Origin of the sequence: Pseudomonas sp. NPDC089408, from assembly GCF_044749445.1 — a bacterium.
Classification (GTDB): Bacteria; Pseudomonadota; Gammaproteobacteria; order Pseudomonadales; family Pseudomonadaceae; genus Aquipseudomonas.
The window spans coordinates 117,804-131,519 of the sequence record NZ_JBIVHY010000010.1 but is presented as its reverse complement, the minus strand read 5'-3'; the positions used below and the strand labels follow the sequence as shown (position 1 = coordinate 131,519).

Below are 13,716 nucleotides of genomic sequence, written 5' to 3'. Positions count from 1 at the left end.
ACTATCAGCCACCACGCTTCACGCCTTTCAAGCGCCTTTGAAACCTTTACCCAACAAGTACTGCTCACGCGAACGATCCCGCGAAGAGGACGGCTTGCGCATTTGCACCTTGTCGAACTTGGTGCGCACATCCTTCAGGTACATGTCGAAGCCTTCACCCTGGAAAATCTTGATCAGGAAATCACCGCCAGGCTTCAGCACGCGGGTCGCCAGGTCCAGGGCCAGCTCGCAGAGGAACATGGCGCGCGGCATGTCCACTTCGGGCGTACCACTCATATTGGGGGCCATGTCGGAAATCACAAGGTCTACATGAGAATCGCCGACCGCCTGCAGGATCTGCTGCAGCACGGCGTCATCGGTGAAATCCCCCTGAATGAAGGTCACATCAGGGATCGAGTCCATTTCCAGGATGTCGGAAGCGATCAGGCGGCCCTGGCCACCAATCAGACGACTGGTCACCTGCGACCAGCCACCGGGGGCCGCACCAAGGTCGATTACACTCATGCCGGGGCGAATCAGGCGGTCTTTCTCCTGGATCTCCAGCAGTTTGTAGCTCGCACGCGAACGGTAGCCATCCTTCTGTGCCTGTTTCACAAAAGGATCGTTGAAATGCTCTCGCAGCCAGTTTGCGCTGCTTTTGGAACGTTGTACCACGGGGCACCTCGATGATATGCGTCGTGATTGACTGGGCGGAGCCGGTGGCCCTCGGGTAAAATGCCGGTCAATTTTACAGAATCAGACGGAAAGGGTCAGATTATGCCGCTCAATAACGAGCAGAAGAAGCAATACAAGTCCATTGGTCATGACCTGAAGCCGGTCCTGATCGTTGCTGGCAACGGTTTGAATGAAGGCGTCATCGCCGAACTGGAGCGCGCGCTGGTCGACCACGAGCTGATCAAGGTCGAAATCCGTTCGGAAGATCGTGAAGAGCGCGCCGTGACCATTGCCGAGCTGTGCAAGGCCGGCCGTGCCGAGCTGGTGCAGACCATCGGCAAGAAAGCCCTGATCTACCGCAAGAACCCGCAGCCGAACAAGCAGCTGTCCAACATCCACCGTTACAAGTAACGGCACAGACAGCGCGAGACCTGTGTAGGAGCGGCCTTGTGTCGCGATGGGCTGCGAAGCAGCCCCCTGCAATATCTGTGGTTAAGCTGATATTGCAGGGGGCTGCTTCGCAGCCCGTCGCGACACAAGGCCGCTCCTACAAGGGCCCGCAGCAGCCTGGGCTAGCGCCGGGCCTTGACCGGCACCGGCTGGGCCACCAGCACGATGCCGGAAAAGCCCAGTACCAGGAAGCAGAACATCTGCCAGCGCTCGCCTACGGAAATGCCGTAGCGCAAGGTGTAATACCCCACGCAAGCGCCGAAGCCGAGCAACAGCATCTGGCCACGGAATTGCCGCCACCAGGCCGCCAGGCCGTCCACCCTTGCCAGCACTGCCAGCTGGGTCAACAAGCCAAGCAATGCCACGCCGATCAACCAGCGGTCGATCTGCCCGGCGATATCCTGCACCAGCAGCGGCGCCAGGCCACTGACCTTGAGCGCAGGCACCAGCCCCACATGGAACACCCACAAGCCCCCGACCCAGAATACCTGGGCCAGTTGCCAGAGGATCCCCTCAAGGGATGGCGCCCGCAGGCGCCGGTCAGATGTGCTTGACTTCGACAATCTCGTACTCGACCGTGCCACTAGGCGTCTTGACGACGACAATATCACCTTCTTCCTTGCCGATGATGGCACGGGCAATCGGCGCGCCGGCCGAGAGCTTGCCCTTCTTGATGTCGGCTTCGTCCTCGCCAACGATCTGGTAGGTCACCTGGTCACCGGTTTCGGTGTTTTCCAGGTCTACAGTGGTACCGAAGATGACCTTGCCGGTGTGGGCAATGGTGGTCACGTCGATTACCACCGAGTTCTGCAGGCGGCCTTCGATATCACGGATACGCGCCTCGACCATGCCCTGCTCTTCGCGGGCAGCATGGTATTCGGCGTTTTCCTTGAGATCACCCAGTTCACGCGCTTCACCAATCGCCTGGCTCAGGCGCGGGCGTTCAGTCTTGCTCAGGAACAGGTGCTCCTCTTCCAGGGCGCGAGCGCCCTGGACGGTCATCGGGTACTTGGTAATGCTCATGCTTTGAGTCCTGCATGCAGATCTTGCAAGCGACGAACGGTCTTTTCCGGACCAAATTTCAGCGCTTCGCAGATGGCTTCACCAGCCGCAATGGTAGTGGTGCAGTAAATCTTGTGCTGCAGCGCATTGCGACGAATCGAGTAGGAATCGGCGATCGACTGGCGGCCTTCGGTAGTGTTGATGATCAGCGACACTTCGTCGTTCTTGATCATGTCGACCACGTGCGGGCGACCTTCGGTCACTTTGTTCACACGGCGCACTTTCAGGCCAGCCGCTTCGATAACCTTGGCGGTGCCGGCAGTAGCAACCACTTCGAAGCCCAGGGCGATCAGGTCGCGGGCAACGCCAGCCACTTGTGGCTTGTCGTCGTCACGCACGCTGATGAACGCAGTACCGCCGGTCGGCAGCACTTCGCTGGCACCCATCTGCGCCTTGGCGAAGGCTTCACCGAAGCTGTCACCGACACCCATGACTTCACCGGTCGATTTCATCTCAGGGCCGAGGATCGGGTCAACCCCCGGGAACTTCGCGAACGGGAAGACAGCTTCCTTGACGCTGTAGAAGTTCGGGATGATTTCCTGGGTGAAGCCCAGCTCTTTCAGGGTTTTACCCGCCATGACGCGGGCCGCGATCATCGCCAGGGAAGTGCCGATGCACTTGGACACGAACGGAACGGTACGCGAAGCACGCGGGTTGACTTCGATCACGTAGATCTTGTCGCCCTGCAGGGCCAGCTGCACGTTCATCAGGCCGACCACGCCCAGCTCCAGGGCCATTTTCTTGACCTGTACGCGGACTTCGTCCTGCACTTCCTTGCTCAGCGAGTAAGGAGGCAGCGAGCACGCCGAGTCACCGGAGTGAACGCCCGCCTGTTCGATGTGCTGCATGATGGCGCCGATCACCACATCGGTACCGTCGCACACCGCATCCACGTCCATCTCGATGGCGCAGTTAAGGAAGTGGTCGAGCAGCACCGGGCTGTCGTTGGAAACCTGTACCGCTTCACGCAGGTAGCGCTTGAGCTCGTCCAGTTCGTAGACGATTTCCATTGCACGGCCGCCCAGTACGTAGGACGGGCGCACCACCAACGGGTAGCCGATGCCGCCAGCAGCGCGGATGGCTTCTTCTTCGCTGCGCACGGTGGCGTTTGGCGGCTGCAGCAGATTCAGGCGCTGAACCATCTGCTGGAAGCGCTCACGGTCTTCGGCGCGGTCGATGGCGTCTGGGCTGGTACCGATGATCGGTACGCCGGCTTCTTCCAGGGCGCGGGCCAGCTTCAGCGGGGTCTGGCCGCCGTAGTGGACGATGACGCCTTTCGGCTTCTCGACGCGGCACACTTCCAGCACGTCTTCCAGGGTCAGCGGCTCGAAGTACAGGCGGTCGGAGGTGTCGTAGTCGGTGGAGACGGTTTCCGGGTTGCAGTTGACCATGATGGTCTCGTAACCGTCTTCACGCAGCGCCAGGGCTGCGTGTACGCAGCAGTAGTCGAACTCGATGCCTTGGCCAATACGGTTCGGGCCGCCACCCAGGATCATGATCTTGTCGCGGGTCGACGGGTTGGCCTCGCACTCTTCCTCGTAGGTGGAGTACAGGTAAGCGGTGTCGGTGGCGAACTCGGCGGCGCAGGTGTCGACGCGCTTGTACACCGGGAACACTTCCAGCTTGTGTCGGTGACGGCGCAGGTTCTTGTCGGTGATACCCAGCAGCACGGCCAGGCGCTGGTCAGAGAAGCCCTTGCGCTTGAGGCGCAGCATGTAGTCCTTGTCGATCGCCGACAGGGCCAGGGTCTTGACCTTCTCTTCTTCCTTGATCAGGTCTTCCATCTGCACCAGGAACCACATGTCGATGCCGGTCAGATTGAAGATTTCTTCGCAGCTCATGCCCGAACGCATGGCGTCGGCGACATACCAGATACGCTCGGCACCCGGCACGGTCAGTTCGCGCTTGAGGATGCTGGCGGCTTCCGGGCTGGCCAGGTCGACTTTCGGGTCGAGGCCGCAGGCGCCCACTTCCAGGCCGCGCAGGGCTTTCTGCAGGGATTCCTGGAAGGTACGGCCGATAGCCATGACTTCACCCACGGATTTCATCTGGGTGGTCAGACGGGCGTCGGCTTTCGGGAATTTCTCGAAGGCGAAACGTGGCAGCTTGGTGACGACGTAGTCGATCGACGGCTCGAAGGACGCCGGAGTGCGGCCGCCGGTGATGTCGTTCTGCAGTTCGTCGAGGGTGTAACCGATGGCCAGCTTGGCGGCGATCTTGGCGATCGGGAAGCCGGTAGCTTTCGAAGCCAGGGCGGACGAACGCGAAACGCGCGGGTTCATCTCGATCACGACCATGCGGCCGGTGTCCGGGCAAATGCCGAACTGCACGTTCGAACCGCCGGTCTCCACACCGATTTCACGCAGCACCGCCAGCGAGGCGTTGCGCATGATCTGGTATTCCTTGTCGGTCAGGGTCTGCGCCGGGGCAACAGTGATCGAGTCGCCGGTGTGCACGCCCATCGGGTCGAAGTTCTCGATCGAGCAGACGATGATGCAGTTGTCCTTTTTGTCGCGGACCACTTCCATCTCGTACTCTTTCCAGCCGATCAGCGATTCGTCGATCAGCAGCTCTTTGGTCGGCGACAGGTCCAGACCACGGGTGCAGATTTCTTCGAATTCTTCACGGTTGTAGGCAATACCGCCGCCAGTGCCGCCCATGGTGAACGATGGGCGGATGATGCATGGGAAGCCGAGCTTCTCGAGGACCGCATTGGCCTCTTCCATGCTGTGGGCGATACCGGAGCGCGGGCACTCCAGGCCGATGTCTTTCATGGCCTTGTCGAAGCGCGAACGGTCTTCAGCCTTGTCGATGGTGTCGGCGTTGGCGCCGATCATCTCTACGCCGAACTTTTCCAGAACGCCGTGGCGCTCCAGGTCCAGGGCGCAGTTCAGGGCAGTCTGGCCACCCATGGTCGGCAGGACGGCGTCCGGGCGCTCTTTCTCGATGATCTTGGCCACCGACTGCCACTTGATCGGCTCGATGTAGGTGGCATCGGCCATGGCCGGGTCAGTCATGATGGTGGCTGGGTTGGAGTTCACCAGGATGACGCGGAAACCTTCCTCGCGCAGGGCTTTACAGGCCTGGGCGCCGGAGTAGTCGAATTCGCAGGCCTGGCCGATCACGATCGGGCCAGCGCCGAGAATCAGGATGCTTTTGATGTCTGTACGTTTTGGCATGGTGGTCACTCAAATCCGGGGTCAGTCGGCAAGCCGCTTTGAACAATCTGGGTCAGGCGCAGCCGGGCGCGGCGTGTGCCGGCCCGGGGCCTTGAAGCAGGATGCTCAGCGGCGCTTGGCCATGGCATCGGTGAAACGATCGAACAGTGGCGCGACGTCGGTCGGGCCTGGGCTCGCTTCAGGGTGGCCCTGGAAGCTGAACGCGCTCTTGTCGGTACGCTCGATACCCTGCAGGGTGCCGTCGAACAGCGACTTGTGGATGGCGCGGACGTTGCCCGGCAGGGTGGCCTCGTCAACGGCAAAGCCGTGGTTCTGGCTGGTGATCATGACCACACCAGTGTCCAGGTCCTGGACCGGGTGGTTGGCACCGTGGTGGCCGTGGCCCATTTTCACGGTCTTGGCGCCGGATGCCAGGGCCAGCAGCTGGTGGCCAAGGCAGATGCCGAATACCGGGATCTCGGTCTCGAGGATTTCCTTGATCGCCTGGATGGCGTAGTCGCATGGCTCAGGGTCACCCGGGCCGTTGGACAGGAACACGCCGTCCGGGTTGAGTGCCAGCACTTCGCTGGCCGGGGTCTGGGCCGGGACCACTGTCACGCGGCAGCCACGGGCAACCAGCATGCGCAGGATGTTCAGCTTGACGCCGTAGTCGAAGGCAACCACGTGGTACGGCAGGTCGGCAGCATCGAGGGTCGGGTGGCTGTCGGTTTTCAGCTCCCACACGCTGGAGCGCCACTCGTAGCGTTCCTTGGTGGAAACGACCTTGGCCAGGTCCATGCCTTTCAGGCCCGGGAAACCACGGGCTGCGGCGATGGCGGCTTCTTCGCTGATGTTGTCACCAGCGAGGATACAGCCGTTCTGGGCGCCCTTTTCACGCAGGATACGGGTCAGGCGACGGGTGTCGATGCCGGCGATGGCAACGACGTTGTTGGCCTTGAGGTATTCAGGCAGCGACTGGGTGTTACGCCAGTTGCTGGCCAGCAGCGGCAGGTCACGGATGACCAGGCCAGCGGACCAGACGCGGTTCGACTCGGCGTCTTCCGGGGTGGTACCGGTGTTGCCGATGTGCGGGTAGGTCAGGGTAACGATTTGCTGCGCGTAGGAAGGGTCTGTAAGGATTTCCTGGTAGCCGGTCATAGCGGTGTTGAATACCACCTCACCAACGGTCTGACCGTCGGCACCGATGGCTTCACCGCGGAAAATACTGCCGTCGGCAAGGGCGAGTATGGCTGGCTTTGTCAAGAAGACCTCCCGTAAATCAAGCATGAAAGGGCGATCGCAGGTTGCAAAAAAGCGGAGTGACGTATGGACACGTCACCCCGCTTTCATGTGCTGAATTCAATTCGCTGCGCGCTTTTAGTGGACACACTAAAGCTGTAGCTTACAGAAAAGTGCGTTTTCGGTCTACCGCATATGTGTCTCTAAAACACATCAATGCGACAGGCTGACCTTCTTGGGCATTGCACGCCCGTGTAGGAGCGGCCTTGTGTCGCGAACGGGCTGCGTAGCAGCCCCAGCTTTCTGCGGCGCCGCCGAGATCTTTGGGGCCGCTGCGCGACCCTTTCGCGACACAAGGCCGCTCCTACAGGGATCGCGCATACCCCGGGGAACGGCTTAACGCAGCTCGAGCACATCCTGCATGTCATACAGCCCAGGCTCACGCCCATCCAGCCACAGTGCCGCACGCACAGCACCTTTGGCGAATGTCATGCGGCTGGAGGCCTTGTGGGTGATTTCCAGGCGCTCGCCTTCAGCGGCAAACAGCACGGTATGGTCACCGACCACGTCGCCAGCACGCACGGTAGCGAAGCCGATGGTCTTGCGATCACGCGCACCGGTTTGCCCTTCGCGGCCATACACGGCCACTTCCTGCAGGTCTCGACCCAGCGCATTGGCAACCACTTCACCCATGCGCAGCGCTGTACCCGAGGGCGCATCGACCTTGTGCCGGTGGTGCGCCTCGATGATCTCGATATCAACATCGTCGCCCAGCACCCGGGCTGCCATATCCAGCAATTTGAGGCTGAGGTTGACGCCGACACTGAAGTTGGCGGCGAACACGATCGGGATTTCTTTGCCCGCCTCCACCAGCAGTGCTTTCTCGTCTGCGGTGAAACCGGTAGTACCGATCACCATGGCCTTGCCTACCTTGCGGCAGAACGCCAGGTTCTTCAGGGTTACCGATGGGTGGGTAAAGTCGATCAATACATCGAACTCGTCGACCACCTTGACCAGGTCGTCGGCAATCGGCACACCAATCCGCCCCAGGCCAGCCAGCTCGCCAGCATCAGCGCCAACCAGGGTGCCGTCCGGACGATGGATGGCAGCCGTCAGGCCAGCCTTCGGCGCCTGCTGCTGCACAGCCTCGATCAGCACCTTGCCCATGCGCCCTGCCGCGCCCATTACCGCAATACGTCGCATAACCTGTTCCTTGTCAGAGATCGCCGAAGAAGCGCTTCACGCCATCGAACCAGCCACTGGCCTTGGGCGAATGCGAGCTGTCGCCTTCCAGCGAGTCACGCAACTCTTCCAGCAGTTCGCGCTGACGACGGCTGAGGTTGACCGGTGTTTCCACCGCCACACGGCACAGCAGGTCACCAGCACCACCGCCACGCACCGGCGCCACACCCTTGCCACGCAGGCGGAACTGCTTGCCGGTCTGGGTGCCTTCCGGAATTTTCAGCTTAACGCGGCCATCCAGGGTCGGCACTTCCAGCTCGCCGCCCAGGGCAGCATCGGTGTAACTGATCGGTACTTCGCAATACAGATGCTTCCCGTCACGCTGGAAGATCTCGTGCTCACGCACACTGATCACCACATACAGGTCGCCGGTCGGGCCACCATGGGTACCGGCCTCGCCCTCGCCCGACAGGCGGATGCGGTCGCCAGTATCGACACCCGCCGGCACCTTGACCGACAGGGTCTTGTATTCCTCGACACGGCCTTCGCCGTGGCACGAGGTGCACGGGTCGGTGATGATCTTGCCCTGGCCATGACAACGCGGGCAGGTCTGCTGCACCGAGAAGAAGCCCTGCTGCATGCGCACCTGGCCGATGCCGCCGCAGGTCGGGCAGGTCGACGGGGTCGAACCCTTCTTCGCACCAGAGCCGTCGCAAGGCTGGCAGTTGACCAGCGTAGGCACACGGATGCTGACCGTGGTGCCACGCACTGCTTCTTCCAGGTTCAGCTCCAGGGTGTAGCGCAGGTCGCTGCCACGCTGGGCACCGCCACGTCCGCCCCCGCGGCCACCACCGAAGAAATCGCTGAACACATCACCGAAGATGTCGGAGAAGTTGGCACCACCGAAGCCGGCACCACCGCCACCCATGCTTGGGTCGACGCCGGCATGGCCGTACTGGTCGAAGGCTGCGCGTTTGCTCGCGTCAGACAGCACCTCGTAGGCCTCGTTGGCCTCCTTGAACTTGTCTTCCGATTCTTTATCGCCCGGGTTGCGGTCCGGGTGGTACTTCATCGCCAGGCGGCGATAAGCCTTCTTGAGGTCACCTTCACTGGCGCCGCGCTCGACACCCAGAACCTCATAATAATCACGCTTGGACATAGGTCATTTGCACCTTGTTGGGCGTGCGGCATCTGCGCCACGCCGTCAGCACCTGCTCGCGGCCCACCAGGGCTGCTGACAGATGCTGTAAAAATTCTCGAATTCCAGATACGCCAACGCGGGAGCAAGCCCCCGCGCGGCGACATCCTACCAGTTCACCGGCAAACGACGGAGAACTGGCCGACAACATGCAACGATTACTTCTTGTCGTCGCCTTTTACTTCTTCGAACTCGGCGTCAACCACGTCATCGTGCTTGGCTTCTGGCTCGGCCTGCTGCGCGCTACCCTGAGGCTGTTCGGCCGACTGCTCGGCGTACATCTTCTGGGCAACCGGCGCCGAGACCTTGGACAGCTCTTCGACCTTGGCGTCGATGGCAGCCTTGTCGTCGCCTTTTACAGCAGCTTCCAGGGCAACAACAGCAGCCTCGATGGCAGTTTTCTCTTCTGCGGTAACCTTGTCACCTGCGTCAGCGACCATCTTGCGGGTCGAGTGAACCAGCGCGTCACCCTGGTTACGAGCAGCGGCCAGCTCTTCGAACTTGCGGTCTTCCTCGGCGTTGGCCTCGGCGTCACGCACCATGCGCTCGATTTCTTCGTCCGACAGACCGGAGTTGGCCTTGATCACGATCGACTGAGCCTTGCCGGTGGCCTTGTCTTTGGCGCCGACGTGCAGGATGCCGTTGGCGTCGATGTCGAAGGTTACTTCGATCTGTGGCACACCACGTGGAGCCGGTGGAATGTCAGCCAGGTCGAACTTGCCCAGCGACTTGTTCTGTGCAGCCTGCTTACGCTCACCCTGCAGCACGTGAATGGTCACGGCGCCCTGGTTGTCGTCGGCAGTCGAGAACACCTGCGACTTTTTGGTCGGGATGGTGGTGTTTTTCTCGATCAGCGCGGTCATCACGCCACCCATGGTTTCAATACCCAGGGTCAGCGGGCTGACGTCCAGCAGCAATACGTCTTTCACGTCACCAGCCAGAACAGCGCCCTGGATGGCAGCACCCATGGCCACGGCTTCGTCCGGGTTGACGTCCTTGCGCGCTTCTTTACCAAAGAAGTCGGCAACGGCCTTCTGCACCATCGGCATACGGGTCTGGCCACCGACCAGGATCACGTCGTCGATCTTGCTGGCGTCGATGCCGGCGTCTTTCAGGGCGATGCGGCAAGGCTCGATGGTGCGGTTGACCAGGTCTTCGACCAGCGACTCCAGCTTGGCGCGGGAGATCTTCACGTTCAGGTGCTTAGGACCGGTGGCGTCTGCGGTGATGTACGGCAGGTTGACGTCGGTCGACTGAGCGGAGGACAGTTCGATCTTGGCTTTTTCAGCAGCTTCTTTCAAACGCTGCAGGGCCAGTGGATCGTTCTTCAGGTCCATGCCGGACTCTTTCTTGAACTCGTCAACGAGGTAGTCGATCAGGCGCATGTCGAAGTCTTCGCCACCCAGGAAGGTGTCGCCGTTGGTGGCCAGCACTTCAAACTGGTGCTCACCGTCGACTTCAGCGATTTCGATGACCGATACGTCGAAGGTACCGCCACCCAGGTCATAAACGATGACAGTGTGGTCGCCCTTGGCCTTGTCCATGCCGTAGGCCAGTGCAGCAGCGGTCGGCTCGTTGATGATGCGCTTGACGTCCAGGCCGGCGATGCGACCGGCATCCTTGGTAGCTTGGCGCTGGCTGTCGTTGAAGTAGGCCGGAACGGTGATGACCGCCTCGGTGACAGGCTCGCCGAGGTAGTCTTCGGCAGTCTTTTTCATCTTTTTCAGGACTTCGGCGCTGATCTGTGGTGGCGCCATGTCCTTGCCGCTGGCCTGTACCCAAGCGTCGCCGTTACCGCCCTTGACGATCTTGTACGGCACCAGCTTGATATCTTTCTGCACGACGTCTTCTTCGAAGCGGCGGCCGATCAGGCGCTTCACTGCGAACAGGGTGTTGTGCGGGTTGGTAACAGCCTGGCGCTTGGCCGACTGGCCTACCAGGATTTCGCCATCGTTGGCGTAGGCCACGATCGAAGGGGTAGTACGCGCACCCTCGGCGTTTTCGATGACCTTGACGTTACCGTTTTCCAGGATGGAGACGCACGAGTTGGTGGTCCCCAGGTCGATACCGATGATTTTACCCATGTTAACTCTCCCGAAACTTGAATTTGGTAGCAGCGACTACTTTGGCCAACTGCGGTAATACTTGAAGGCTTGACACCTAGATGGGGGTGCCCCGACGGATTTCAAGCCTTTTCATTGATCGAGGGTTGCGCCGCGCTCGGCGCCTTGCTGACCACCACCATGGCGGGGCGCAGCAGACGGCCGTTCAGCAGGTAGCCCTTCTGGAACACGTTCAGCACGCTGTTTGGCTCGACGTCGCCGCTTTCCTGCATGGCCATGGCCTGGTGGTGCTCAGGGTTGAACGGCTGGCCGTGCGGGTCGACAGCTTCGAGGTTGTAGCGCTTGAGGGTGTCCTGGAACATCTTCAAGGTCAGCTCGACACCTTCGCGGATCTGCTTGACGTGCTCGTCTTCGGCGCTGGAGTGGGCCAGGGCCAGCTCGAGGCTGTCGATAATCGGCAGCAGGTCGCTGGAGAACTTCTCCAGGGCGAACTTGCGAGCCTTGTCGACCTCCTGCTCAGCGCGACGAATGCTGTTCTGTGCTTCTGCAGCAACGCGCAGCGACTGGTCCTTGGCGGCGGCCAGCTGTTCCTCGAGTTCCAGAACACGGGCGTCAGCAGTGGTTTCTGCACCGGTTTCTTCAACGTTAAGGTCTTTTTCGTTCAGCTGTTCGTCAGCCATGGGGTCTCTCCTGCGCAATTTTGTGGACTGCGAGCCAGGCTCGCCATTGGATGTCGGCTATATGGGGCCGGAAAAAGCAGCTTCAAGGGGCAAGGTGATTTCCAGCCAGAAACAGAATCTGCCAAGGGGCATTGGCAGGCCTGAAAAAAGTACTGTATAAATAACCAGACCTGACCTTTCGGGAGCCGCCCCATGCTGGTGCACCTGTCCATTCACAACTACGCCATCGTCGAGCACCTCGACCTCGAAATCGCCCGCGGCATGTCCGTCATCACGGGCGAGACCGGTGCCGGCAAATCGATCATGCTCGACGCCCTCGGCCTGGCCCTGGGCGACCGGGCCGACAGCGGCGTGGTGCGCCCCGGCACCGACAAGGCAGACATCCTCGCCACGTTCGACCTGGTGGACATCCCCGAGGCCCATACCTGGCTGGCCGAGCGCGACCTGAACAACGACGGCCTGTGCATCCTGCGCCGGGTCATCACCGCCGAAGGCCGCAGCCGTGGCTACATCAACGGCACGCCCTGCCCGCTTGGCGACCTCAAGGCACTCGGTGAGCTGCTGATCGACATCCACAGCCAGCATGAACACCAGTCGCTGCTGAAAACCGACACCCATCGCCGCCTGCTCGACGAGTACGCCGGCGCCGTCGACCTGGCCCGCCAGGTACAGCTTGCCGCCAAACGCTGGAACCAGACCCGCCTGGAGCTGGAGCGCCTGTCCAACTCCGGCGACGAGCAGCGCGCCCGCCACCAGTTGCTCAGCTACCAGCTGGAAGAACTCGACAACCTCGGCCTGGGTGAACACGAACTGGAGCAGCTGGAGCAGGAACACAAGAACCTGACCAGCGCCGAAGCCCTGTTCGGCATTTGCCGCCAGGTCATCGACCAGTGCAGCGAAAGCGATTCGGGCAATGTGCTCAGCGCGCTCACCGCCAGCCTCAACCGCCTGGGCGCCGCCACCAACTCACCCAAGGCGCTGGGCGAAGCGGCCAACCTGATCGCCAGCGCGCAAATCCAGGTCGAAGAAGCCATGGGCGAGCTCAACCGCTTTCTCGACAACTTCGACGCTGACCCGATGCGCCTGCAGGCACTGGAAGAGCGCCTCGACACCATCTATACACTGGCGCGCAAACACCGCATACACCCGACCGAACTACCCCACCTGCAGCAGCAACTGATGGAAGAACTGGAAGGCCTGAACGCCAGTGATGAGTCGATCGAGCAGTTGGGTGAAGAGCTGGCAGCTTTCGCCCAGCACTATAAAGAGAAGGCTCGCGAGCTCAGCGCCCTGCGCCAGCAGGCCGCCCAGCAATTGGCTGTGGCGGTGGAACAGGAAATCCAGCGTCTGGGCATGCCCGGCGGGCGTTTCTGTATCGAATTGACGGCAAACGAAGGCGCAGACCTGTCGCCGCATGGCCTGGAGCAGATCGAACTGCTGGTCAGCGCTAACCCCGGCCAACCGCTCAAGGGCTTGGCGAAGGTGGCTTCGGGCGGTGAGCTGTCGCGTATCAGCTTGGCGATCCAGGTCATTACTGCGCAGACCTCACGCATCCCGACCCTGGTGTTCGACGAAGTCGACGTGGGCATTGGCGGGCCGACTGCAGAAATCGTCGGCCAGTTGCTGCGCCGCCTGGGTGAGCGCGGTCAGGTACTGACCGTGACCCACCTGCCGCAAGTGGCGGCGCAAGGTCACCACCACCTGTTCGTGCACAAAGTGCGCAACAGCGACACCACCCACACCGCCGTGGCCAGCCTGGGCAAGCGTGAGCGGGTCGAGGAGGTGGCGCGGATGCTCGGCGGTATCGACCTGACCAAGGAATCCCTGGCACATGCGCGCAAAATGGTTGTAAGCGGCAAGGCCTGAGGCCTCGCCGCAAGGCTGGCGCGATCCCTGTAGGAGCGGCCTTGCGTCGCGAAAGGGTCGCAAAGCGGCCCCGGCGATATTGGCTGCGAAGCTAAAAACTTGGGGGCCGCTTCGCAGCCCTTTCGCGACGCAAGGCCGCTCCTACAAAGGCCAGCGGTGCCCTT

At 61.4% G+C, this 13,716-nt stretch carries 11 protein-coding genes; 2 read left to right on the top strand and 9 right to left on the bottom strand.

All coding sequences use genetic code 11. From position 1 onward, the window contains the following. Positions 1–27: 27 nt before the first annotated feature. Positions 28–654, bottom strand: coding sequence for a 23S rRNA (uridine(2552)-2'-O)-methyltransferase RlmE (rlmE, locus tag ACIP02_RS17575; RefSeq protein WP_201200023.1), 627 nt, complete (start codon positions 652–654; stop codon positions 28–30). 102 nt (positions 655–756) lie between these two features. On the opposite strand from rlmE, the gene ACIP02_RS17570 reads away from it, so the two are divergent. Then, positions 757–1,065 carry a YhbY family RNA-binding protein gene (locus ACIP02_RS17570; protein WP_400618426.1) on the top strand — a complete coding sequence of 103 codons (309 nt, stop codon included), beginning with the start codon at positions 757–759 and terminating at the stop codon, positions 1,063–1,065. A gap of 161 nt (positions 1,066–1,226) precedes the next feature. Here the strand turns inward: ACIP02_RS17570 and ACIP02_RS17565 are convergent, their stop codons facing one another. The 8 genes from ACIP02_RS17565 to grpE form a co-directional block, all read right to left on the bottom strand. Further along, entirely contained in the window at positions 1,227–1,667 is a 441-nt protein-coding gene (locus ACIP02_RS17565; RefSeq protein ID WP_085625696.1) for an MFS transporter, read from the bottom strand. Next, entirely contained in the window at positions 1,645–2,127 is a 483-nt protein-coding gene (gene greA, locus ACIP02_RS17560) for a transcription elongation factor GreA (protein ID WP_189654514.1), read from the bottom strand. Before greA ends, ACIP02_RS17565 begins: the two co-directional genes overlap by 23 nt. Beyond that, positions 2,124–5,345, bottom strand: coding sequence for a carbamoyl-phosphate synthase large subunit (carB, locus tag ACIP02_RS17555; RefSeq protein WP_400618422.1), 3,222 nt, complete (start codon positions 5,343–5,345; stop codon positions 2,124–2,126). The genes greA and carB overlap by 4 nt, the downstream gene beginning before the upstream one ends. A gap of 105 nt (positions 5,346–5,450) precedes the next feature. Beyond that, positions 5,451–6,587 (bottom strand): glutamine-hydrolyzing carbamoyl-phosphate synthase small subunit, encoded by a 1,137-nt coding sequence (gene carA / locus ACIP02_RS17550; RefSeq protein WP_400618419.1) that lies wholly within the window; start codon positions 6,585–6,587, stop codon positions 5,451–5,453. A gap of 372 nt (positions 6,588–6,959) precedes the next feature. Next, on the bottom strand, positions 6,960–7,766 hold the full coding sequence (gene dapB / locus ACIP02_RS17545; RefSeq protein ID WP_400618416.1) for a 4-hydroxy-tetrahydrodipicolinate reductase: 807 nt from the start codon (positions 7,764–7,766) through the stop codon (positions 6,960–6,962). 13 nt (positions 7,767–7,779) lie between these two features. After that, the gene (dnaJ, locus tag ACIP02_RS17540; protein ID WP_201200031.1) at positions 7,780–8,904 is read right to left on the bottom strand and encodes a molecular chaperone DnaJ; all 1,125 of its coding nucleotides are present in this window, start codon (positions 8,902–8,904) and stop codon (positions 7,780–7,782) included. 197 nt (positions 8,905–9,101) lie between these two features. Beyond that, the gene (gene dnaK, locus ACIP02_RS17535; RefSeq protein WP_400618412.1) at positions 9,102–11,027 is read right to left on the bottom strand and encodes a molecular chaperone DnaK; all 1,926 of its coding nucleotides are present in this window, start codon (positions 11,025–11,027) and stop codon (positions 9,102–9,104) included. A 101-nt stretch (positions 11,028–11,128) separates the two neighbouring features. Next, a complete protein-coding gene (gene grpE, locus ACIP02_RS17530; RefSeq protein WP_400618409.1) occupies positions 11,129–11,686 on the bottom strand; it encodes a nucleotide exchange factor GrpE in 558 nt (185 codons plus the stop codon). A 192-nt stretch (positions 11,687–11,878) separates the two neighbouring features. On the opposite strand from grpE, the gene recN reads away from it, so the two are divergent. After that, positions 11,879–13,552, top strand: a complete 1,674-nt coding sequence (gene recN / locus ACIP02_RS17525) for a DNA repair protein RecN (RefSeq protein ID WP_400618407.1) — start codon at positions 11,879–11,881, stop codon at positions 13,550–13,552. Positions 13,553–13,716: the final 164 nt, after the last annotated feature.

Bases quoted from the DNA above. Each gene is read 5' to 3' on its own strand.
- dnaK (WP_400618412.1), bottom strand. From the start codon at position 11,027: ATGGGTAAAATCATCGGTATCGACCTGGGGACCACCAACTCGTGCGTC.
- greA (WP_189654514.1), bottom strand. From the start codon at position 2,127: ATGAGCATTACCAAGTACCCGATGACCGTCCAGGGCGCTCGCGCCCTG.
- carB (WP_400618422.1), bottom strand. From the start codon at position 5,345: ATGCCAAAACGTACAGACATCAAAAGCATCCTGATTCTCGGCGCTGGC.
- dapB (WP_400618416.1), bottom strand. From the start codon at position 7,766: ATGCGACGTATTGCGGTAATGGGCGCGGCAGGGCGCATGGGCAAGGTG.
- recN (WP_400618407.1), top strand. From the start codon at position 11,879: ATGCTGGTGCACCTGTCCATTCACAACTACGCCATCGTCGAGCACCTC.
- grpE (WP_400618409.1), bottom strand. From the start codon at position 11,686: ATGGCTGACGAACAGCTGAACGAAAAAGACCTTAACGTTGAAGAAACC.
- ACIP02_RS17570 (WP_400618426.1), top strand. From the start codon at position 757: ATGCCGCTCAATAACGAGCAGAAGAAGCAATACAAGTCCATTGGTCAT.
- dnaJ (WP_201200031.1), bottom strand. From the start codon at position 8,904: ATGTCCAAGCGTGATTATTATGAGGTTCTGGGTGTCGAGCGCGGCGCC.